The sequence below is a fragment of the Terrisporobacter othiniensis genome (assembly GCF_000808015.1).
Lineage (GTDB): Bacteria > Bacillota > Clostridia > Peptostreptococcales > Peptostreptococcaceae > Terrisporobacter > Terrisporobacter muris.
On record NZ_JWHR01000098.1, the window covers coordinates 1 to 22,288 of the forward strand.

21 protein-coding genes, 1 tRNA gene, 1 riboswitch and 2 other annotated features are annotated in these 22,288 nt (G+C 28.8%); of the genes, 1 reads left to right on the forward strand and 21 read right to left on the reverse strand.

The window, feature by feature from the left end:
• On the forward strand, window positions 1-293 hold a 293-nt coding region (locus tag QX51_RS20675; protein ID WP_039679926.1), incomplete at its 5' end, for a hypothetical protein.
• 98 nt (window positions 294-391) lie between these two features.
• Here the strand turns inward: QX51_RS20675 and QX51_RS10770 are convergent.
• The 21 genes from QX51_RS10770 to QX51_RS10870 form a co-directional block, all read right to left on the reverse strand.
• Window positions 392-1,237, reverse strand: a complete 846-nt coding sequence (locus tag QX51_RS10770; RefSeq protein ID WP_052233004.1) for a thermonuclease family protein — start codon at window positions 1,235-1,237, stop codon at window positions 392-394.
• Window positions 1,238-1,390: 153 nt separating this feature from the next.
• Window positions 1,391-2,074: a GTP pyrophosphokinase gene (locus QX51_RS10775; protein WP_039679927.1), complete on the reverse strand. Its 684-nt coding sequence runs from the start codon at window positions 2,072-2,074 to the stop codon at window positions 1,391-1,393.
• Between the two features lie 134 nt (window positions 2,075-2,208).
• On the reverse strand, window positions 2,209-3,417 hold the full coding sequence (locus QX51_RS10780; RefSeq protein ID WP_039679928.1) for a homoserine dehydrogenase: 1,209 nt from the start codon (window positions 3,415-3,417) through the stop codon (window positions 2,209-2,211).
• A 186-nt stretch (window positions 3,418-3,603) separates the two neighbouring features.
• Window positions 3,604-3,710: riboswitch (SAM riboswitch) on the reverse strand.
• 121 nt (window positions 3,711-3,831) lie between these two features.
• Window positions 3,832-4,896 carry a helix-turn-helix domain-containing protein gene (locus QX51_RS10785; RefSeq protein WP_039679929.1) on the reverse strand — a complete coding sequence of 355 codons (1,065 nt, stop codon included), beginning with the start codon at window positions 4,894-4,896 and terminating at the stop codon, window positions 3,832-3,834.
• Between the two features lie 155 nt (window positions 4,897-5,051).
• Window positions 5,052-5,447, reverse strand: a complete 396-nt coding sequence (locus QX51_RS10790; RefSeq protein ID WP_039679930.1) for a hypothetical protein — start codon at window positions 5,445-5,447, stop codon at window positions 5,052-5,054.
• Between the two features lie 23 nt (window positions 5,448-5,470).
• The gene (locus QX51_RS10795) at window positions 5,471-6,337 is read right to left on the reverse strand and encodes a nucleoside hydrolase (protein ID WP_039679931.1); all 867 of its coding nucleotides are present in this window, start codon (window positions 6,335-6,337) and stop codon (window positions 5,471-5,473) included.
• 63 nt (window positions 6,338-6,400) lie between these two features.
• The gene (locus tag QX51_RS10800; protein ID WP_039679932.1) at window positions 6,401-7,420 is read right to left on the reverse strand and encodes an ABC transporter ATP-binding protein; all 1,020 of its coding nucleotides are present in this window, start codon (window positions 7,418-7,420) and stop codon (window positions 6,401-6,403) included.
• A 16-nt stretch (window positions 7,421-7,436) separates the two neighbouring features.
• On the reverse strand, window positions 7,437-8,246 hold the full coding sequence (locus tag QX51_RS10805; protein ID WP_330376069.1) for an ABC transporter permease: 810 nt from the start codon (window positions 8,244-8,246) through the stop codon (window positions 7,437-7,439).
• Window positions 8,247-8,254: 8 nt separating this feature from the next.
• Window positions 8,255-9,121, reverse strand: a complete 867-nt coding sequence (locus QX51_RS10810; protein WP_039679934.1) for an ABC transporter permease — start codon at window positions 9,119-9,121, stop codon at window positions 8,255-8,257.
• Window positions 9,121-10,344, reverse strand: coding sequence for an ABC transporter substrate-binding protein (locus tag QX51_RS10815; protein WP_039679935.1), 1,224 nt, complete (start codon window positions 10,342-10,344; stop codon window positions 9,121-9,123). The genes QX51_RS10810 and QX51_RS10815 overlap by 1 nt, the downstream gene beginning before the upstream one ends.
• Before the next feature lie 33 nt (window positions 10,345-10,377).
• Window positions 10,378-11,355, reverse strand: a complete 978-nt coding sequence (locus tag QX51_RS10820; protein ID WP_039679936.1) for a heterodisulfide reductase-related iron-sulfur binding cluster — start codon at window positions 11,353-11,355, stop codon at window positions 10,378-10,380.
• Window positions 11,345-12,046 carry a TVP38/TMEM64 family protein gene (locus QX51_RS10825; protein WP_039679937.1) on the reverse strand — a complete coding sequence of 234 codons (702 nt, stop codon included), beginning with the start codon at window positions 12,044-12,046 and terminating at the stop codon, window positions 11,345-11,347. The genes QX51_RS10820 and QX51_RS10825 overlap by 11 nt, the downstream gene beginning before the upstream one ends.
• 84 nt (window positions 12,047-12,130) lie before the next feature.
• A complete protein-coding gene (locus QX51_RS10830) occupies window positions 12,131-12,847 on the reverse strand; it encodes a TVP38/TMEM64 family protein (protein ID WP_039679938.1) in 717 nt (238 codons plus the stop codon).
• Window positions 12,848-12,969: 122 nt separating this feature from the next.
• Window positions 12,970-13,989 carry a phosphotransferase gene (locus QX51_RS10835; protein WP_039679939.1) on the reverse strand — a complete coding sequence of 340 codons (1,020 nt, stop codon included), beginning with the start codon at window positions 13,987-13,989 and terminating at the stop codon, window positions 12,970-12,972.
• Entirely contained in the window at window positions 13,968-14,660 is a 693-nt protein-coding gene (locus tag QX51_RS10840; protein ID WP_052233005.1) for a TIGR04282 family arsenosugar biosynthesis glycosyltransferase, read from the reverse strand. Before QX51_RS10840 ends, QX51_RS10835 begins: the two co-directional genes overlap by 22 nt.
• A 4-nt stretch (window positions 14,661-14,664) precedes the next feature.
• Window positions 14,665-15,339 carry a TIGR04283 family arsenosugar biosynthesis glycosyltransferase gene (locus QX51_RS10845; protein ID WP_039679940.1) on the reverse strand — a complete coding sequence of 225 codons (675 nt, stop codon included), beginning with the start codon at window positions 15,337-15,339 and terminating at the stop codon, window positions 14,665-14,667.
• A 103-nt stretch (window positions 15,340-15,442) separates the two neighbouring features.
• Window positions 15,443-15,515: transfer RNA gene (locus QX51_RS10850), tRNA-Lys, on the reverse strand.
• A 174-nt stretch (window positions 15,516-15,689) separates the two neighbouring features.
• The gene (locus tag QX51_RS10855) at window positions 15,690-17,114 is read right to left on the reverse strand and encodes a sodium:solute symporter family protein (RefSeq protein WP_039679941.1); all 1,425 of its coding nucleotides are present in this window, start codon (window positions 17,112-17,114) and stop codon (window positions 15,690-15,692) included.
• 17 nt (window positions 17,115-17,131) lie between these two features.
• Window positions 17,132-18,409 (reverse strand): nickel-dependent lactate racemase family protein, encoded by a 1,278-nt coding sequence (locus QX51_RS10860; protein ID WP_039679942.1) that lies wholly within the window; start codon window positions 18,407-18,409, stop codon window positions 17,132-17,134.
• A 263-nt stretch (window positions 18,410-18,672) separates the two neighbouring features.
• Window positions 18,673-18,922, reverse strand: a binding site (T-box leader).
• Window positions 18,923-19,002: 80 nt separating this feature from the next.
• On the reverse strand, window positions 19,003-20,451 hold the full coding sequence (locus QX51_RS10865; RefSeq protein ID WP_039679943.1) for a sodium:solute symporter family protein: 1,449 nt from the start codon (window positions 20,449-20,451) through the stop codon (window positions 19,003-19,005).
• 211 nt (window positions 20,452-20,662) lie between these two features.
• Window positions 20,663-20,912: a binding site (T-box leader), on the reverse strand.
• A 51-nt stretch (window positions 20,913-20,963) separates the two neighbouring features.
• Window positions 20,964-21,998, reverse strand: a complete 1,035-nt coding sequence (locus QX51_RS10870; protein WP_039679944.1) for a BMP family lipoprotein — start codon at window positions 21,996-21,998, stop codon at window positions 20,964-20,966.
• Window positions 21,999-22,288 lie beyond the last annotated feature (290 nt).

The window sequence follows — 22,288 nt, forward strand, 5'->3', positions numbered from 1 at the left end:
TAATAAATATACTTAAAACAAATGAACTCTTTGAAATAAGATTTATTGAAGATGATAATGATTTTATATCCATATCAGACTTGGATAACTCAATTTTATTAAGTAACCAATCTTGCTTTACTTTAAAAGACGATGCTAAAGATTCTTTATATTTTAAATTTATAAATAAAGATATTATTATCAATTTTAATACTTTCTTTGATAATATTTTCAATAGTTCTGCTGAATACTCAACTAGAGAAGATGTTATCACCTTTATAGAAAAAGGTATTGAACTATTAACTAATAAATAATCATTATAAATGGACTCTAGGTTTATGCTTACAAAAATCTAGAGTCCATTTTAAATTTATATATTTTTTATCTTATAATTTTATTTTTTTATAGCCTTTTAATAGCATAATCCACATGCTTCATACCCTTGAGATTTAGCTTTTGATTCAGTCATTTTAATAGCACCCTTCATCCCATGAGCATCTCTAGATAAATGATATTTATTTGAACTTGAATTACCTCCGTTGGCATATACAATTTCATTAACATTACTTTGGTTTGTATTATTATTAGAGCTATTTGAAGTTGAAGTTGATGTTGCCCCTCCACCTTTGTTATATGCATCTACATCAAATCCTTTGTCTGTAACATATCCGTCTACTGACCATATATTTAATTTCTTAGCCTTGGCTTTATCCTGAGCAGCATATAAAGTGTCTAGATGTCTTTTTTGAGAATAAATATATCCAACTCTTGCAAATCCTTTCTCTATAAGACTTTCATTGAACATTTTCCAACTTTTATCTTCTTTGCTGTAAAACCATAAATAACATAAATGTCTATTATATTTATCAGTTTTGTCTCCATTATCATATTCTAGATATACTTTTTCTCCTGCTTTAAGTGACTGTTTGGCAAAATTTGATGCATCTATTGAATATGGCTGTGGATCCACACCTGGCTTAACTGATTCTGGTGTGTCTACTAGCAATAATCTTAAACTAACTGTTTCTCCAGAATCTTTTAATTTCACCTTTACTGTATCACCATCAATCACTCTTTCTACAGAAGCCTCTGCTGATCCCTTTGGCACAGAATTATCATTTGTTTCCTGAGTGGTGTTAGATCCAGTTATTGTACTTAATGTACCTGTAGCACTAGAACATCCTCCAAAGAATAATGATAAAGACAATGCTCCTACTAATAATAATGATTTAAATTTGTTTGTCTTAAATAATTTCATATGTCTCTCCTTATTATTTCTACATTTTTTTACATTTTTTTAAGTAATAATATAAGTATAACTTTTTTATAACAAATACTAAATAAATTTTTGTATTAATTTGCCTTACAATTAAAAAAGTCATATGGACGTAAATCCATATGACTTAAATTACTAACTATTTACTAATATTCTATTTCTTATTTGCTCCATACGATTATCTAAATCTGCACTAATTTTCGCACATTCTACTAACTCTCTAGCTAAGAAGTCTGCCTCATCTTCAGGTATATCTTTTTTATAACGTAATTTATGCTCCAAACTTGCCCAAAAATCCATTGCGATAGTTCTTAGTTGAACTTCCACTTTCATATTTTTCTTTTCATTTTCTAAGAAAATCGGCACTTCTATAATCAGATGTAGACTTCTATATCCACTTTCCTTAGGATTTTTTATATAGTCTTTCACTTCTACTAAAGTTATGTCATCTTGTTGCAATAAACATTCTGCCAGTAAATATATATCTTCTGGGAAGGAACAAATAACCCTTATCCCTGCAATATCATTTATATTTTTTTCTATTGATTCTAGAGAAAAAGGATAGCCTTTTCGCTTTAATTTTTTAACTATTCCTTCTGGTGACTTTAGTCTAGATTTTATTGTTTCTATTGGATTTCTATCATATTGAAGGGAAAATTGTTCATTTAATACTTTGAATTTTGTTTCCACTTCCATAATTGCACAACGATAATAAGACATAAGTTGATTAAGAGGCATCATATTACGTTGAAATAAATCTATAACATTGTCATCAATTAATCCTTTTATAAGTTGATCCCTTATTTGCTCTTTTATCATTTGTAGGCTCTCCCTCCATATCAAAATAACTCATTATAATTGTTAATTTATTTTTATCATTTTTATATTAACTCTAAATTAATTATTTTATTTAGATTTCATTCATTATTATAATATCACAAATATGGACCATATTATATTATTATTATTAATCTTGTGCATTCTTTACAGTATCCCTTATTATTTATAAAACATAAAACATTATTTATTTCATGTTCAGAATCCACAGAAACCATTACTGCCAATTCTTCCTCATTGGAATCTATCACTTCATGTTCATATACACAATCATTTATAAGTTCTATAATTTTATCTTTTTTAGGTGATTTAAATCTTAATAAAGCCTCACAATTATGATTTATAATTTTTTCCACCTCTATTTTTTCTTTTGTAAATGAATCAATATTGCATACTCTTTTGTCAAAAATATCTATTACATCAGCATAGGCTGCACTTCCTGTAGGCTCTTTCCCTGCTCCTTTTCCTACAAAAGAAACCTCACCTACAGAGTCTACATTGAAAACTACTATATTGTACTCATTATCGATTCTTGAAAGTAGACTATTATTATCCACAAGAACTGGTCTTACAAATCCACTAACTTTTTTATCATTTAACTTACTTTGACCTACCAACTTTATCTTACATCCCAACTTCTTAGCATAATAAATATCCTTCCTATCTATATTAGAAATGCCTTCCAAATAGAAATCCTTCCAATACACTCTTCTATCATAAGCTAATGTTGATAAAATAGATAATTTTCTTGCAGCATCATAACCTTGTACATCTGATTCTGGATTAGCTTCTGCAAATCCCAACTCTTGAGCTTCTTTTAAAACTTCTTCATAAGATAAATTTTCATCATACATTTTACTAAGTATATAGTTTGTAGTTCCATTTAAAATTGCATACATACTTTCTATCAAATTTCCTTCCAATGACTCTATAAGTGGCTTAAGCACAGGAATACCTCCACCTACTGATGCCTCAAACCTTAAACTAACATTGTTTTCTTTTGCTATTTTCACAAGCTTGTCACCATATTCTGCCAGCATATCTTTGTTTGCAGTAACCACGTTTATTTTACTTTCCAAAGCTCTTTTTATATATTTATAAGCAGGATTTAAACCACCTATAAGCTCTACTAATATATCAAACTCTTTATTAAATACTTCTTCTATATCCTCTGTTATTAAATGTTCATATTTTGAACTTTTATACTTATTTTTGTCCCTTACTAAAATACTTGCTATTTCTATATTTCTTTTTCCTTTATTGCTATCTATCATTTCTACTAGACCTTTTCCCACTGTTCCATATCCAAGTATTGCTATTTTCATATTTATATCCCCCTTGATAATATCTTTACTCCTTCATCCAACCATTCCTTTTAATCCCACTTTAAGCACTGCGTGGACGATATGAAATTTTAAGCCACTGCATGGTTGCCATGTGATTTTCCAACCATCTTATTTAAATATCAAAAAAGCCTGAGTATAAACTCAGGCTTTGTAGGCTATAATTTATACTTATCTTTCAGCATAATTGCTGCAGGACTTAGCACCATTGTATATTAATATATACTGGTTGCTGGGTTTCACAGGGCCTTTCCCTCCACCTCTCTGGATAAGAAGTATTTAGTTTTGAGCAAATCAAATTTTTTATTTGATTTAAATGATAGCAGAGTTTGTATTCAATGTAAAGAAAATTATATAAACTTAAATTACATAACTATTATTTAATCCCTATTAAGATTAATTAGATATTTCCTCCAATTTACTCAATATATCATTAAATCTTTTATCTTCTCTTAAAAAATCATACTTATCATCTAGTAATAACTTTTTCAAATTTACAAGAAGATATGTTTTAGAATGAACACCAGAAAATAGCTCTAATTTATCAAACAATAAATGATTATCAAAAGTAAAATCCATTTCATAGCATTCCAATAATTTTTCAATATGATCTAAAGTTTTTTTAATATTTTTCTCCTTAGCATATAGCTCTCCATACATAAGATTGTTGCTTACTCCATATACACTATCCACTTGAAAAATATCTATTAGCTTATCCTCAAGTTTAAGAACCTCTTTTGCTTTATTATAATCTTTTTCTTGTGCAAATAAACTTACATAGCTGTCTAGAGACATTTTTAAACTACTTAATTTCTTATAAGTTAACGTTCTTAAAAGTTCTATTGCTTCATCTTTTTTATTTTGATTAATATATAAACCTACTAGCATATCATCTCTATTCGCTGTCATTTTCGGCAAACTTAGTAAAACCTCTTCCGCCTTTTTAAAATCTTCATTCATAGAATATAAAGAACTTAAACTATACTTAGAAACTTCACTTATTTCTACTTCACTGCTTTTTGCACATTCTTCAAATAATTCTATGGATTTATTTAACATAACCTTGGCTTCATCTTCATCTTTTGCACTTGGAATTGACATCATATACAAAGAAGCAATCCTAAATTTCAAAAATATATTGTTGGGATATTCTTTTATATAACCCTCACATGACTTTATGACATTTTCCACTGTATCTTTTTCAAATAATGATGCACACTTTTTTACTATTTCCATTACTTCTTCATTAGTAATATCTTTTTCGTAATTTAAAAGTTGGTCTATGGAAGTATTGAAAAACCTTGCTATGGATGGTAATAAAGTAATATCTGGATAAGAACTATTACTTTCCCATTTCGATACAGCTGCAGTGGATACTCCTACTGCCTTTGCTAAATCTTCTTGGGTTAAATTCTCTTCTTTTCTTAATTTATATATGACTTGACCTATTTCTAGTTTCATATTTATCTCCCGTTTTATAGTTTATTAATAAGATCTTATATTTTTATTATAACTTTATACAAATACACAAACAATGGAGGCATAGTTAAAGAAAATGTAAAATAATTTAACCACAAGTTGATTTTTTAATTATTAGTTAATAATTTCATCACTAATTAAGATTTATTTTTTAATTTTTTTATATTTCTATAAACTAATCCAACAGTTACAATGGATACAGTAATTTCAATAATATAATATAAAATATTATTAGTATCTAATGATAAACAAGCTAGTATGAACGGTATAATAAGCATCAATATTAGCCCAACACTAATATATCTATTCATCCTATTTCTATCTTTTTTAGGATACTCTTTTATATCTACAATCTCACCTGTAAAAATCTCCATTAAAAACTTAAGTATTATATCTGAAATCCAAAGCTTAAAAACTAAATAAAGAGTTGCTAAAAAAAGAATTCCCGGAAAGATAAAAATCATATTAATTGCAAATATTCCAAGATCTATCCTAAAACTCAAATTATTTGTAGCATGTTCAAAAATCCCCATAGTTTAATAATTCCCCTCAAATTTTATATTTTCACACTTTTCCATGTATCATAAATATCTTTATTATAAAGCTTTTCATTATCTATTATAGGAAGATTCAACACACAATTATTATCTTCATCAATATTTAAGAATCCTCTTTTTAAATCTTCTACTCTTAACTTCATTTTATATATATCATCTTTGAAAAATTCAGGATGCATCAAATAAGATGCCGCCGTAACGTCCCAGTTATAAGTCCCATCTATTCCAAACTTATCTAAATTGTAATCAAACCAATAATCTGTACTGTTTTTTATATATGGTACTATTGGATTTGAGCAATCATTTAACTCTCTTTCATAATCTTCTCTAGTTACAAGAACTTTCAGACAGTTGTTTCCTGTGATTACTGAAACATTTTTACCCTTAGTCAAAACTGTATATGTTGCCATTGGATCACAAGAGAAGTTTAGCTCATCCATTTGTCTTTTGGCAAATATTAAAGGCTCAGTTATCCCTCCCATTAATACTATCTCTTTTACTTTATCAAAAAAAGTATTATCTTTTAAATACGCTCCATAAAGATTAGTTAAAGAACCTGTTGCCAGTATTGATAACTCTCTCTCATATTTATTTGCCATTTCAACTAAATAATCACTTGCTTCATTATCTAAATCCTGTGGATTTTTCCCACCTTCCAGAACTGGTAGTTTTTCTACTTTTAATTTTTTTATCATTTTTAAAGTATTTGGATAAACTACTTCCACCTTGTTATTTCCATAAGTTGTAGTTACTCCTAATAAGTTTACATTTTTATTTCCCAGTAAATATATTAATGTAAGTCCATCATCCACATCACAATCTGGTACCCCATAAGTATTATCACAGTCAAATATTACATTTTTCATTATTTGTCCTCTTTCAATTTTAATATTTATTCAATTCAATTAATTTATATTCAAAATTAAAATCTAACTTTCAAAATAAGTAATCTCTTCTTCTTTTATTATTATTCCAACTTTATTACCTTCTTTAAAGTCGTCCTTATTTAATATATCCGCACTTGTTTTAACTAAAATTTCTTTTTTATCTTTACTTAAAAGAATTTCCACAAAGTCACCTAAGTAATTAATTTCTTTAATTTGAAAATCATTTTTATTATCATCTAAAATAATGCTAGATGGTCTAATCATAGCTTCATAATTCCCATCTTTCTCATCACATTTTAACTCAAAATACTCACATTTAAATATCTTATTCTCAACTTTTCCAGTAAAATAATTATTTTTACCAAAATAGTCAGCTACTTCTTTTGATATAGGTGAAGTATACATATTATATGGCTTATCATATTGAATAATATCTCCGTGCATCATAATAGCAATCCTATCAGAAAGTTGTAATGCTTCATTTTTATCATGTGTAACTAGTATCATAGTCATATGTTTTTCTCTTTGAAGTTTTTTTACTAGCTGTCCCATTTCAATTCTTAATTTTTCATCTAAACCTGAAAATGGCTCATCAAGAAGCAATATATTGGGTTTCGCAGCTAATGCTCTAGCAAGAGCAACCCTTTGCATTTGTCCTCCTGATAGTTCTTTTATTTTTCTATTTTCAAATCCTTCTAATTGAACATCTTTAAGTAGCTTTTTTACTACTTCTTTTTGCTCCTGCTTATTTACCTTGTTTAAATTCATGGCAAATGCAATGTTTTTTTCTACTGATAAGTGAGGAAATAACCTTAAATCTTGAAAAACTATTACTGTTCCTCTTTTCTCAGGAGATATATTTTGAATTTCTTTATTAAATAAAATTACTTTTCCTTCTTGCAAATCATTTAGCCCTGCTATAGCTTTTAGCAAGGTACTTTTTCCACAACCTGAAGGACCTAAAAGAGAAATAAATTCTCCCTTGTTTATATTTAAATTTATATTATGAAGGATCTCATGTCCTCCCATGCTCACTCTTATATTTTCTAATTTTAAACTCATTTATTTCACCTATTTTCTATACTCCATAGAAGTCACTGCTTATATTTTTGTTAATTTTAGAAACTGCCACTTGGAATATACTAAATATTATTATTGTTATCCCTAAAAATACTAAAGAATATGTTGATGCCATGTTTCTATCTCCTCCAGATAAATAAGGAAACATAACTATGGCAAATGTTTTAACTTTTCCGCCTCCTATTAGCAGTGTTAAAAAATACTGACTAAAAGATACTATGTATGACATGCTAAGTGATGATAAAATCACTGGCGACAAAATAGGCAAGGTGGTTTTAGTAAAAGCTTGAAGTGATGTTGCTCCAAGTACCTTAGCTTGTTCTTCTAATTTATTACCTACAGCTATTGTTCCATCCATAAGAAGTCTTGTTGCATAAGGTAGAGAATAAATTAAGTGAACAATAATAACTCCTAGTATACTATTGCTTAGTCCCCACTTTATAAATATTACATGTATTCCCATGGCAAATACTGTTGATGGTATTAAAAATGGCAATAATGTCAAAAAGTAAAGTTGTTTTTTCAATTTAAAATCATAAAAAACAAAAGCTCTAGCAGTCATTAGTCCAATAATTACAGATAGTATTGCAACTATGAAAGAAAGTATTATACTAGACATGAAAAGTTTGCACATTTCATCTTTTCGTGAAAAAATTTCATTTATTGCTCTTAAGGAATATGTCTGAGGTAATAAATCTGGCCAAGCCCATCTTTCTGTAAAACACCATATTATTAAGTTTAATATAGGTAATATTATACATATACTCATTATAATTAATATAATCTTATTAATTTTGTTTTTCTTCACCTTATCACCTACTTTTCTTTCATTGATGGTATGTTACTTTTTATTAAATTATAATAAATAATTGCAGATATTAAAGAAATTATAATTATTATTCCATTTAGGGCCATGGCATATGGCCTGTTCTGTAAATTTGGGTGTATATATTGAATATAAGAAAGAACAGGTAAAGCCTTAGGTAGTGTTGGACCTAATAATTGAGGTATTTCATAAGCTCCCAGAGAAAATACAAATATGATTAGAAATCCACTTAAAATCGTATTTCTACATAAAGGTAGTGTTACTTTTTTAAATGTTTGCCACTTGCTAGCACCTAAGTTTATAGCTGCCTCTCCTAAACTACCATTAATATTTGACATAATAGATAATACAAAATAAATTATAAAAGGTATCTCCTTCCATAAATAAGCTAGCATTATTCCTATCCCATATTTATCATAAATTAAATTAAAAAACTGATCCTGTGAAGAAATAACACCAATAGATGCTAAAGTTCTTGATATAAGTCCACTTTTCGAAAAAATATTTAATATAAAAATAGCCACAACTATATGTGGAACTACGATAGGAATTTCAATTAATTTTTCATAGAACCATTTAGTTTTTTTATTCATTACTATAATCATACAAATTAAGGTTCCAATTACAACGGAAAATATTGATGATGTAAATGCAATATATAAACTAAACATAATTGAAGATTTCATCTGAGGTGATGAAAGTACCTCTGTATAGTATTTTAATGTGGGCTCTCTTAAACCAAAAGTAGGAATCACCCCAAAACTTTGGGTGATTCCATTAATAAGCCCTATTAAAAATATTAATAAAAGTAATATTTGTGGTATTAATAAAATATAAGGCGTATATTTCTTTTTCATTATTTTCCAACAACCTCTTCTAACCATATTTCTTCAATTATTGGAACTAAACCTGCTGGCATTTCAGGAAGTCTTTTTGATAATAGTTCATCTTGAGGTATTGTACCTTTTCCTATATCAACTTTATCAAATTCAGCTTTTTCTTCATCAGTTAACTTAGCATTATCAACTACAGGTATAGTTTTTAACTTTTCAAGTCTAGATGCTTGTACTTCTGTACTTATCATTTCATTTATAGCGACCATTGCTCCAGCTTTATTTCCACTATTTTTAGCTATTGCCATGTAGTTTGTATTTCCTATTGTCCCTTTATCAAATAAGAATGTTTTTGTAGTATCAGTATAACTTCCATTTTCTATTCCTCTTGCAACTGCATAAGCTGTATAAGTCATATTCATTACTACTTCATTATCTTTAAACATATTGTCTAATTGTGTTGAGTCTGCTGGGAATGATTTTCCTTCGTTCCATAAGTACTTATTTAATTCAACTAAATAATCAAGAGCTGGCTGTATAGCTTTTTTAACCGTTTCTTTATCTTCTTTCATATCTTGGAATTGCTCATAACCAACTATATCGTATATTACATTACGAACAAATGCACTTCCTGTAAAATCAGGTAATGCAGGATATGTAACTTTACCTTTATTTGCTTTTGCAAACTCTAATAATTCCTCTGTGCTTGCTGGTGCGTCTTTTGTAACTGAACTGTCATGCATAAATACTAATTGTGCTTTTCCATAAGGTGCTTCGTATCCTTCAGTTGGGAAACCAAAATCATATTTATTTTCATCTGCATCTAAATCAAGATATTTCTCTGCATTTGGAAGTTTATCTAAGAAAGCTCCATAAAGCATATTGTTTTCTTTAGCTGACTTAAAGTTTTCACCATTTATCCATATCATATCTATACTTCCATCTTCTTCACCAGCTTGTATTTCTCCTGATAGCTGGCTAAGAACTTGGTCTATATCCATTGGTACTCTTTCCATTGTTATGTCGTATTTTTCTTTCATTTTTGGTGCAAAGACATCATCTAACCAAGCATTTAGCTCTTCGTCTCCACCCCATCCATAAAATGTAACTGTGCTGCCTTTTGCTTCTTCTAATATCTCTTCCCACTTCATGTTGTCCACATTTGTAGCAGTATTATTACTTTTTCCACACGCTACCATAGATAACATCATCATAACTGTCATTAAAATTGCTATAATTTTTTTCATCTGTCCACTCCTTATTTTTTTGCATAATATATTTTATTTTTTAAATTTAAAACTAGCCCTGTTAAATAAAGACTTCATACCCAAGGGCACTTCTTCTTTTATGCCTAAGATTAAGGGTAATATATGATATGAATTTAAAAAACCTTTTCTTTTAAAGTTTCCCACACAAGAAGCACAATAAGTAAATAGTTTTTCTTCTCCTACTAAAGATACGGATTTTGCAAACTTTGTTGAAATTTCACTTTCTTTTGAGCTGGCACACCCTCCCAGGCCACAGCACTGTGTATCTTTAAATGAGTTTTTTATTTCACCTTCTATAAAAGGTTCTATTGTCTTGAAGAATAATTTATCTTCTCTATCTGGACAAGGATAATAAATTGGAATATTTTCATCTTTTATACCTTGTCCCAAATTAAGTTCTTTTAATTTCTCATAAATAGTTATTATCTTTACATCTAGTTTTTTACCTAAAAAATAATAACAATTTGGACATACTACTATAATTTCCTCAATATTAGCTTCTTTTATTTTATTTTTTAAAGATTGTAAATTCCTATCTGCATCTTCATTTAAACCTAGTTCATATATTGGTTTTTGACAACAATCAAAGATCACACCAATATCATATTTTTTAAGTTTATCTATAAGTTCTTTTCCTGTTTTAGGAAAGAATGACACAAAGTTACATCCTGGAAATAATACAGATTTTTTATTTGAGTTTTTATAATTAGCAAAGATATAAGGATTTTTTTCTTTTAAAAGCATATTATAATCCTTATCTACTATAACATTACTATTTCTTTTGACCTGCTCTTTTCTCATACTTAAGGCAATTTCTTTTCCATCAATATCTTTAGGACAAACTGTTTTGCACTTTCCACAAAGAAAGCAATTATAAGCCAAATCTTCTCTTTTTGAAAATTCTTTTAGATCCATATTATATTTTTTTAAGAAATCACAATTTTTAGTACATAAGTTACAATGAATACAATTTTGTGTCTTATCTTTCATTTCTTAATACCTCTTTATTATTTCCTAGATATTTTTTTTGAATAAATATGCCTGCAAAAGTAACAATTACGGCTAGTACTCCTGCTATTATAAAATATTTCCATTTGTTATCACCTGCTGTAAGTCCTGCAGAACCTATCGTAAAAAAGGATACCCCCGGAAACATAAAAACAAACGTATATATTGTATATTTCCAAAATCCCATATCTGTTATTCCATAGGCAAAGTTTTGCAAGTTGTATGGAAATATGGGCACCATTCTAGTAATCATTAAAATTATTAAATCACTTTTGTCATTGTCACTAAACAGAAGTTTTTTCAATGTTTTATTTTTTTCCAACATAGGTTTTATCATATCCTTCAAGAAAAATCTACTCACTATAAATGCCATAGATGCACCTAAAGTTGTAGCAATCAAACATGCAAATACTCCTAGTACTGGTCCAAATAAAATTCCTGCAAAAACTGCAAAAGTAACCCCTGGAATTGCAAGTACAACGCATCCTATTATAGTTAAAATTATATAAATGCTTATGGCAAGTAACATATTATCATTTACCATCTGTTTTACAAAATCTAAATTTTTAGTATCACTTATATAAGCAGACCATCCATAATGATTATTCAAAATAATTATGACTAAAATTATAGTTCCAAAAATACTTGCTTTTAAAATATTATTTTTCTTCATATTTTCTTCCTTACTGTAATCACAAAATAATATCTCAAGGTGAATTTTAAAATCTCCTTGAGATATTAGTAATTTCTATTTATTTTAATTAAATTTCTTCTTTTTTTGTTTATCACTATAAATTTGCTTCATTAAAAATATTAATGTTGTTAATGCAAATAAAATTAATAATCCTGTTACAAGTAATTTAGCTCCACCAGTTAGCATTCCTCCCACATAAGAGTATACTATTGTTGCTGGTAGCTGGCCAAGTCCAGTTGCTATAAAGAATCCCATAAATCCCATACCTGTAAGTCCTGCTGCATAACTTACAATATCAAAAGACATAAATGGTAAAAGTCTCGCTATTAATATACTTTGCTTACCATATCTAGTTAAAAATTCATCAACTTGCTCTATACCTTTTTTACTTGTTAATTTTACAGCCATATCACGACCTAAAATTCTGGCAATAAAGAAACAAACTGCCGCTCCTGCCATGGCACTTGTCCATGATAATATTGCACCTTGCCACCACCCAAATAAATTTGCATTGGCAAAAGTAATAAGAAAAGCAGGAAGTGGTGCTGCTATAGATTGTAATATCATTAACATAAAAGATATTACCATAGCATAAGGCCCGTAAGATTTAATAAATTCACCAACTACTGTAAAATCGCCACTTTTAAACATCATAACAATATTATCAAAAGTTGTTTTAACACTTGGAATTACAAAATAACTTCCTATACTAATTATTATTAAAATTATAATTGCTAACTTCCCATATATATTACTCTTTTTCCTTTTTACTTCTTCCATGAATATTATTCTCCCTAAATTATATATGATTTGGTAAATTTATTTTATCATGGCTATATTTTTTATTCTAATAGTATTTTTCTATATAAGTCGACTTATATAGATTTTTTCTATAAGTGCAGTTATATATTATTTTTAAAATATCTATTTTCTGCCATACCCAAGAATTCATTTGATAAATAATCTTCCAACTTCTTAGCTGTAAACTCATTTCTTATTAATTTATTTGGATCTTTGTATTGTACCCAAGCCATAGCACACCAAGTAATACCTCTCAAACAAGTTATCGGTAGATATAATTTTAATCTTTCTTCTATATCACTTGTATCAAATCTATTACCTACAACCTTTATATATTCTTTAGTGAATTTTTCTATTTCTTCCTGTGATAAAATAACATCTGTTTTCCAAAATGTTGTTGTTGGTGCAAGAAAGTGACCCAAATCTTGAGCCGGTTCTCCTAGTATTGGCTTTTCCCAATCTATTATATAGTTATTTTTATTTTCACCATTTATTAAGAAGTTGCTTGAATTTAATTCTGTATTGATGATGCATCTTCTTCCTTTATATTCACCTGTATTTTTTATCATTTCTTCCCCTAGTTTGAGCATTCTCTTTATTTGATTTTTCTTTTCTTCATCTCCTAGAGGGCTATCATAATAAGTTTGTACCATAGTTTTACACTCATCGATTATTGCTTGTAATGGATTTTTAGGACACAATAAATGTGTATTTTTTTCTAAAGCTACACTATGAATATCAGCTAAACAGTTGGCTGCTATATATAAATCTTTTTTATAATCTAAATCTACACCTGGTAAGAAGTTCATAACTAAAACTCCATAGTCAATATGTTTCTTACTTCCATCTACATATAAAGGTATTGGTGTTCTTTTACTTTCTTTTAATTGTAATAATGATTTATACTCATATTCAATTTGATCACTTAAATCCATTTGACTTTCTGTATTCACCCTAAGAATTAATTTTTCTTTTGTTATTGGATGAGTAAATAAATAGTTTATATTATACTCCCCTTGTGCCAATAACTGAAAATCAACTTTACTATCTTTAGGAATTTTTAATCCTTCCAAGAATTCTTCTCTTTTTACATATTCTTCTAAACCGTTAATCGTAAACATTCTCCGTCATACTCCTCAATAATATTAATAATGAATTTTGATGTGTACATATTTTTACTTACATTTTCTTTTTTTATTTCATTATAAAAATAAAATAAATCTTCTTTCTCATCTATATCAACATTTCTATTAGTTAATCCATAAGTTAAATTTGAACCTTTTATAGAAGTTATTGTATTATCTAGTACATTTCCATGACCATATTCCACATTTTCAAATACTGCTTTAGTTGGTCTTTTCATTCCTACTAAATAATATCCCTTATCTACTGTTGGACCTAGTACAATATCCTTTTTTCTCAAAACTTTAAATGCTTTTCTTAAGTCTTCTTCTTTTAAAAAAGGTATATCTGTTCCTATTAAAATACACGCGTTATACTTTTTGCCTAATACATATTCTATAGCATTATACATCTTTTCCCCTAAATCGTTTCCTTCTTGTATTTTATACTTGAATTTATCACCAAAAATACCTTTTAGCACATTATCCTTGTCTGCAGGTGTATAAAATATAAAAATATCTCTTTTTAATTTTTCACAAATATGTTTAATATCTTTTAAAAAGTTTTTATGAATCTCAGCACATTGATTTTTTGTAAGGAAACTTTGAAGTCTTGTCTTTGTTTGCCCTGGTATGGGAACTCTTGTAAAAATAATAATTGCCTCTCTCATCTAATCACCTAATATCTCTATATTCTTTGTTAATTTCATTTATATCTCTTCCACATAAATATTGAAGTTGTAATTTTTGCATTTGGATCATTGTCTTAAAAATACCTTTGTCTAAAAACCTTCTAGCTGAAGTTATTATATAGCTATCTATTTGTTTAAAGTAATATTTATTTCTTTTTAGCATTAATGAAAACTCTAAGTCTTCCATTATTGGTAAATTAGGCATTCCACCCATATCTTCAAATAGTTCTTTTGTTATAAATATACCCTGATCTCCAAAGGCTATTTTTCTTAGTTTAACTCTTAGATTAGACATATAACCACAAACTTTCATCCATATTATTTCGTTATCAAATTTTAATTTTAAACAGCCAACTTTACAGCCTTTATTTATTTCTTCTTGAATTTTTAAAATTACATCATCTTCTATTATACTGTCACAATGAAAAAAAAATAGTACATCACCTTTTGATATTTTACTTCCATAGTTCATCTGATTTGCTCTTCCCTTTGGGCAATTGATTACAGTAAAGCTAGTATCTATTAAGTCTACAGTTCTATCACTGCTTCCTCCATCACAAAATATTACTTCAAAATTTCCTTTTAATTTAGATAAATTATCTTGAATTTTTCTAATATTTTTCTCTTCATTATAAATTGGAATTATTATTGAAATCATACTTTCACCCTTGTTGTTTTATTTTTCTCAATTGTAACAATAAAAAAAAATCTCGTCAAATAAAGAAAAATCTCATTGATAATATATCAATGAGATTTTTAAGTGACCCATCTGGGACTCGAACCCAGGACCCCCTGATTAAGAGTCAGGTGCTCTACCAACTAAGCTAATGAGCCATAACTATTTAATTACATTATTAATTATAGTTAACTATCAAACAAAAATCCATAATTTTTAAATCATTTCCTATTGAAAATTTCTATAGATATCACCTATTAATAGTATATTTTTACATATTAATAGATGATATCCAACTTTTCTATTTTTATACTATAATTTCTATTTTCATTTTATATATAAGAAACTTTTCCTTTCTCTAATTCAGTCACTTTGTTTCTATCTAAAATACTACTAACTACAAAAGTAGTTCCTGTTACTAATAGCATCAAGTAACCTACATCACTAAATATTATTTTTAATTGAGGGAATATTAACCAAGCACCAGCAACCATTACAGAAGATATAATTGTAAGAAATCCTGAATTTTTACTTACAAATTTAGGACACCAAATTCCTGCTATTACAACTATGGCAATTCCTATTGTCATAGAAAGTGAAACTTTCATAGCACTTAAAATCGTTCCCAGTTGTGATGATAATATATAAGTTAAGAATCCCACTACTAGTATTATTATTTTGTTTATCATATAAGATTTACCTTGCATCTTTTCACCATATTTTGTTTTGAAGAACACATCATGACTAACTGTTGTTGCACATCCTATTAACATGGAACATGCTGTTGACATATCTGCTGCCCAAAGTCCTGATAATGTCAGTCCTGCTATAACTGGTGATAAGGATAATATTATTTTTGGTAGGGCAAGAGTTGCCTCCACTCCTGGAATTAAAGCTTTTGATGCTATACCAAGCATTGCACACATAAAACCTATCGGTATCATTATTAATGCACCTATTCTAAATCCATTTACTGCACTTTTGTCATCCTTAGAAGTTAAACCTATTTGAATAACTCCTTGTAGTGAGTTGGTTGTACCACACATAACTATCATCCAAGCTACTATTGCTGCCACACCCATACCGGAAGTTAAACTCATATAAGGGACTTCTGGTGTGCTAGCTGCCATAACTTGTGCTGCTTCCCATCCACCTTGATTAAACAAAACTACTACAGAAGATACTATTACACCAATGTATATTAGTGATATATTTAGTATATTACTTATACTTGCTGATCCCATACCTCCAACAAATCCTACTAGCATAAATATTAAGAAAGAGAAGAATGTTGCGCTTTTCATTGTAAATACGTCTGGTAATAAGCTGGCAAGTATTGATCCACCTGCTATATATTGAAGTGCTATAATCGTGCATTGAATCAGTATCATAGCCAAAGTCATTATTATACCAGTTTTCTCATCATAAATAGATTCAATTAGCTTAGTAATTGTACTGTAACCAGCACCTCTGAATTTTTTTATAATAAAAGTACTTGCTATAACTGCACCAAACGCCCAAGTCACATTATACCAACCTGCAGAAAGTCCAACAGAGAAAGCATTCTCTGCTATTCCTATGGTAGATGCTCCCCCTATAGCAAGACCTGAAATTGTTACAGCTGTAATTAAAGTATTATTTTTACCTTTGTATAATAAGAAATCTTCTCCACTCTCTTTTGATTTTTTTGAAACTACTAGGCTTATTCCAAGTAATAAAACTACATATAAAATCACAATAATCAATGGTATGTTCATAATATCTTCCCCCTAATTTAATCTTCTTCCAATAATGGAACCACATTTCCTCCATATGGAATTACATATACATCTTTATTTTTACAATCAACTTTATTTAATAACTCTTCAAGATTATCTGAAGCAGTAATTTTCATATCTTTCACTACACCTTTATCTATTGAACTCAACATCATAACATTAGATTTTGCTATAGCTTCACAAGCTGCATAGAATATATATCCTCCTATGGTGAAGTTTGCTCTTAGCTCTTCATCAAGAACACCTCTTTTTAAAGGGTCAATCCAATTAAAGAAATCTGGTGCTCCTCCACCTTCACTACACTCAGCAAGTAAAATTAATGTACCTCCTTTTTTTACTGCCCTGCTTGCGTTAAATAATGATTTAGTTGATTGATATAAGTTAATATCTTTTGGATATCCTCCACAACTGGCAATTACTATATCTGCTTCTTTTTTTATTGGTAATCCATAAGCAGCATCTACATATTTACAACTTTTTAACCATGCATCATGGAAGTCACCACATATTAGTTTGCTATGCTTAGAATCAGAATTTACAATTATATTTATTCCAAAAGCCACATCTATAAGCTTTGCTGCTTCATTCATATCTTCGTTTATTGGATTATGATTTAAAAGTCTTGCTCCAACTAGTGGATCTGATCTTTTTTCTGTTTTACTTAAACTTTGAATGTGATTTTGTCTTATGGTTTGTCTTCCTGCCACTCCAGGTATTACACTTTTTCTTCCTCCTCCAAATCCTGCCATTATATGGTGAACTGTACCTGTTATCATTATTACTTTTCTCCCCACGACTAGAGGATTTACATAAACTTCTGTTCCTGAAGGAGTCGTTCCAACTTTTATTAAATCCTCTGCATCACAGTCATGATTTACAACTTTTACTTTGTCATAAACTGATTTAGATGCCAACTTACAAAGTTCTTCTTCACTTTGCTTTCTGTGACTTCCTAGAGCCACAACTACTACCATATTTTCATATTTTACTTTTACTTCTTCAGTTAAATAGTTTACTAATTGTTCACAAATTAAATCTTGTCTCTGCCAAAATCGTGTTAAGTCACTAATCACTATGGTTACTTTATCATCTTTATTTATAATTTCATTTAATGGTTTTGAATTTACAACTTCTGTAGTAATACCTTTTATAAAAGCTTCTTTCAAATCTTTTATTTCATCCATTGGTTGTTCATTTAATATCTCTACTGATTTTGCTCCCTGTAAATTAATAGCTACTTTTTCTTTTCCATATTTTAATTCTACTGTATTCATATTTTACCCCCAAGTATTTGAATTTTATATATTGTATAAGTTGCAGAATATTATGTAATATATATTTATAATCATTCTGTTTCCTTATTTATTAATTTGTTAAACATAAGCTATATGACTATAGTTTCTTCGCAATAAAAAATTTGCTCCGCTCATATCGCCAACGGCTTCACCCGTTGCTCAAGTAACAAAGTTGGAAATTATACTTTATCCACAGAACAGATAACATATAATTTCCTTACAATTAAAAAAGCTCTCATCCTTAAAAGGACGAGAGCTTTTCTCGCGTTACCACCTTAGTTTGCAAATAACTCACATTATTTGCCTCAATAAGTACTCCTTGGAATACCCTAACACTATAACGTGTGTTATCACGTCACATCCTACCAAGCTATGCCCTTCAGTGTGAAGCTCAAAGATGAATTCATAATCAACTTAGTTTGCACCTCTCATCAACCGGTTACTTTCTGTTTACCTCATATAATTATTACTACTTCTTATCATCGCTTTTATTTTTCCATATTTTGTAATTTATATTTTGAATAATAATTATATTTTTCATCTTTGTCAACACAATTTTTAAATTTTTTAATTTATTTATTTCTAGCTAAATTTAAATTATCTATAATATTTTCTTCATCCCTTACCATTACTTTATTCTTTTCAACTAAACTTATAGCTATAAATGTAATTCCACTAACTACCATCATCCAGTACCCTATATCTTTAAACATATCATGAAGTGAAGGTAATACTAACCATGCAACTGCAGCAAATAATGAAGCTAATATTGTAAAAAATCCTGCATTCTTACTAGAAAACTTAGGACACCAAAGTCCTGCAACTACTATTATAGAAGTCCCTATTGCCATAGACAAACATACTTTCATAGCACTTAGTATAGTTCCCAGTTGTGATGATAATATATAAGTTAAAATCCCAACTGATAGTATTATTATTTTATTTATCATAAAAGATTTATCTTTTAATTTACTTCCTGCTTTAGTTTTAAAAAATACATCATGACTAACTGTTGTAGAACACCCTATTAACATAGAACATGCTGTTGACATATCCGCAGCCCATAAAGCTGATAAAGTAAGTCCTGCCATAACTGGTGGTAAACTCATTATAATCATTGGAAGTGCTTGTGTTGCTTCCACATTAGGAATTAATGCTTTTGATGCTATTCCAAGCATAGCACATATAAACCCTATTGGTATCATCAAAAGCGCCCCTATTCTAAAACCATTTACTGCACTTTTATCATCTTTAGAAGTTAAGCCTATTTGAACCACACCTTGTACTGAATTTGTATTACCACACATAACTATCATCCAGGCTATGATTGCTGGAATCCCCATTCCAGAAGTTAAACTCATATATGGAATATCTGGTGTGCTAGCTGCCATTTGTGTAGCAGCCTCCCATCCACCTTGATTAAATAAAACTATCACTGCTGATACTATTATACCTATATAAATTAAGGAAATATTTAGTATATTACTTATACTAGCTGATCCCATACCTCCAACAAATCCTACTAACATAAATATTAAGAAACTAAAGAATGTGGCAGTTTTCATATCAAATACATCTGGTAATAAACTTGATAATATTGATCCCCCTGCAATGTATTGAAGTGCTATAATCGTACATTGAATTATTATCATAGCTATTGTCATCATTACTCCTGCTTTTTCATCATATACTGATTGAATTAATTTTGTAACTGTACTAAATCCTGATTTTCTTAATTTCTTAACTATAGTAAAACTAGCTATGACCGCTCCAAAAGCCCAAGCCACATTGTACCAACCTGCTGATAAACCAACTGAAAATGCATTTTCTGCTATACCTATGGTAGATGCTCCACCTATTGCTACACCTGCTATTGTAACTGCTGTAACCATTGTACTATTTTTATTTTTATATAATAGGAAATCCTCTCCTCCATCTTTTTTAGATTTTCTTGATACTACAACACTAATTCCAAGTAACATTATTACGTATAAAATAACAATTATTAATGGTATATTCATTTTATTTTACCCCTTTAATTAATTTTAATGTTTTTGTATATTGTATTTTAATAAAGGTTGCAACTACTTTATTAAAATACGTTTACTATAATTTCATTTCTCATGAGTTCTTTCAAAATATTCTGTATTTTAAGCTTAAAATTTATCACACATTTTATTTGTGGCTTGTTCTGCATTAAAAAATTCTTCCAATAAAAAAAGCCCTCGTCCCCAAAAGGACGAGAGCTATCTCGCGTTACCACCTTAATTTATGAGTAATTCACATTACTCACCTCTGCAAGTACTCATTGGAATACTCTGTCACTATAACGTGTGAATACGTCACATCCTACCAAGCCAAGGCTCTTCAGTGCGAAGCTCAAAGATGTATTCGCAATCAAATAAGTATGCACCTCTCATCAACCGGTTACTTTCTGTATACTTTTCCTTTAACTACTACTTGTTCTTATCATCGCTTATATTTTTAATTTGATATAATAGTAGTTTTATTATTTAATATTGTCAACTATTTTTTATAAATTTTTTATAAATTTATTATATTCTTCTTTTGTTTTTGGAACTGTTATTTCTCCATCTTGTAATTTTTTCATTTGTTCATTAACATAATCTAATACATCTTGTGAAACTAAATTTTTAGTAGTATCTGGTATACCTACTGCATTTTCCTCTAAACCATATACTGTTTCTGTTCCACCTTCAAATTTTCCGTTAACAAAATCTTTTACTGTTTCAAATATTCCAACATCAACTCTTTTTATAGCTGAAGTTAAAACATTATCAACTGCTAAATCACTTTGATCTCTATCTACACCTATTCCATATTTTCCAGCTTCTTTTATAGCTTCTATAGCACCTGTTCCAACATCTCCACCTGCTATAAATATTACATCTGCTTTATTAGACATCATTTGATTAGCTATAGCTTTTCCTTTTGCTTGATCTGTAAAAGAGTTTGCATATTGTGACTGTATTTCACAGTCAGGGTTTGCTGTTTTTACACCAGCCATATATCCATATTTAAAAGTATCTATAACTGAAAGTTGCATTCCACCTATAAATCCTACATTATTTGTTTCACTCATTTTAGCAGCTATTAAACCTACTAAGTAAGCTGATTGTTCTGCATTAAATAATACTGATTTCACATTTGAAGGTATTTCTTCATATGTTTCATCTACCATTAAGAATTTTTGCTCCGGATAATCCTTTGCAGCAGTTTCTATTGTTTGTGATAATTTAGAACCTACCCCTACAATTAAATCCACTTCTTCATCAACTAGTGTTTCAACATTTGTTGCATAATCTGCATCTTGCTTTGATTCTAAATATTTAACCTCTACACCTAGTTCTTTTTTAGCTCTTTGTAAACCTTCCCATGCCGATTGATTAAATGATTGATCATTTACCCCTGCAACATCTGTTATCATAGCAACTGTATACTTATCCTTTTGGCTTCCTTCATTCTCTGATTTTCCAGCACATCCAGTTAAAAATGATGTTGATATAATTCCTGCCATTGCAAGTGTTACTATTTTTTTAAATTTCATTTTGTCTTTACCTCACTGTCTTAAAATATTACCTAATGACACTTGTATGTTTACATATTATTTATAACTTTTTTTACAGTTATTTGTGCTAATAAAAAATCCCTTTACCCAAAAAAGATAAAAGGATGCCTACACACTAAAATCAATAAAATATGTAACTATTCTTTTTAGCCTCTCGGGACTATTTTAAAGTATCAATATTTAATTCTTAAGGTAGTATAATATAATTTATATATATTGTCAATATTATTCATTTTCATTTTTTACATTTTATTAATTATTATAAGTAC

What these genes read in the sequence shown, in the direction of transcription:
- QX51_RS10870 (WP_039679944.1), bottom strand. Translation starts at nt 21,998, where the DNA reads ATGAAATTTAAAAAAATAGTAACACTTGCAATGGCAGGAATTATATCA.
- QX51_RS10775 (WP_039679927.1), bottom strand. Translation starts at nt 2,074, where the DNA reads ATGATAAAAGAGCAAATAAGGGATCAACTTATAAAAGGATTAATTGAT.
- QX51_RS10770 (WP_052233004.1), bottom strand. Translation starts at nt 1,237, where the DNA reads ATGAAATTATTTAAGACAAACAAATTTAAATCATTATTATTAGTAGGA.
- QX51_RS10790 (WP_039679930.1), bottom strand. Translation starts at nt 5,447, where the DNA reads ATGGGGATTTTTGAACATGCTACAAATAATTTGAGTTTTAGGATAGAT.
- QX51_RS10865 (WP_039679943.1), bottom strand. Translation starts at nt 20,451, where the DNA reads ATGAATATACCATTAATAATTGTTATTTTATACGTAATAATGTTACTT.
- QX51_RS10810 (WP_039679934.1), bottom strand. Translation starts at nt 9,121, where the DNA reads ATGAAAAAGAAATATACGCCTTATATTTTATTAATACCACAAATATTA.
- QX51_RS10840 (WP_052233005.1), bottom strand. Translation starts at nt 14,660, where the DNA reads ATGAGAGAGGCAATTATTATTTTTACAAGAGTTCCCATACCAGGGCAA.
- QX51_RS10860 (WP_039679942.1), bottom strand. Translation starts at nt 18,409, where the DNA reads ATGAATACAGTAGAATTAAAATATGGAAAAGAAAAAGTAGCTATTAAT.
- QX51_RS10825 (WP_039679937.1), bottom strand. Translation starts at nt 12,046, where the DNA reads ATGAAGAAAAATAATATTTTAAAAGCAAGTATTTTTGGAACTATAATT.
- QX51_RS10845 (WP_039679940.1), bottom strand. Translation starts at nt 15,339, where the DNA reads ATGATTTCAATAATAATTCCAATTTATAATGAAGAGAAAAATATTAGA.
- QX51_RS10795 (WP_039679931.1), bottom strand. Translation starts at nt 6,337, where the DNA reads ATGAAAAATGTAATATTTGACTGTGATAATACTTATGGGGTACCAGAT.
- QX51_RS10785 (WP_039679929.1), bottom strand. Translation starts at nt 4,896, where the DNA reads ATGAAACTAGAAATAGGTCAAGTCATATATAAATTAAGAAAAGAAGAG.
- QX51_RS10815 (WP_039679935.1), bottom strand. Translation starts at nt 10,344, where the DNA reads ATGAAAAAAATTATAGCAATTTTAATGACAGTTATGATGATGTTATCT.
- QX51_RS10830 (WP_039679938.1), bottom strand. Translation starts at nt 12,847, where the DNA reads ATGGAAGAAGTAAAAAGGAAAAAGAGTAATATATATGGGAAGTTAGCA.
- QX51_RS10800 (WP_039679932.1), bottom strand. Translation starts at nt 7,420, where the DNA reads ATGAGTTTAAAATTAGAAAATATAAGAGTGAGCATGGGAGGACATGAG.
- QX51_RS10855 (WP_039679941.1), bottom strand. Translation starts at nt 17,114, where the DNA reads ATGAACATACCATTGATTATTGTGATTTTATATGTAGTTTTATTACTT.
- QX51_RS10780 (WP_039679928.1), bottom strand. Translation starts at nt 3,417, where the DNA reads ATGAAAATAGCAATACTTGGATATGGAACAGTGGGAAAAGGTCTAGTA.
- QX51_RS10820 (WP_039679936.1), bottom strand. Translation starts at nt 11,355, where the DNA reads ATGAAAGATAAGACACAAAATTGTATTCATTGTAACTTATGTACTAAA.
- QX51_RS10835 (WP_039679939.1), bottom strand. Translation starts at nt 13,989, where the DNA reads ATGTTTACGATTAACGGTTTAGAAGAATATGTAAAAAGAGAAGAATTC.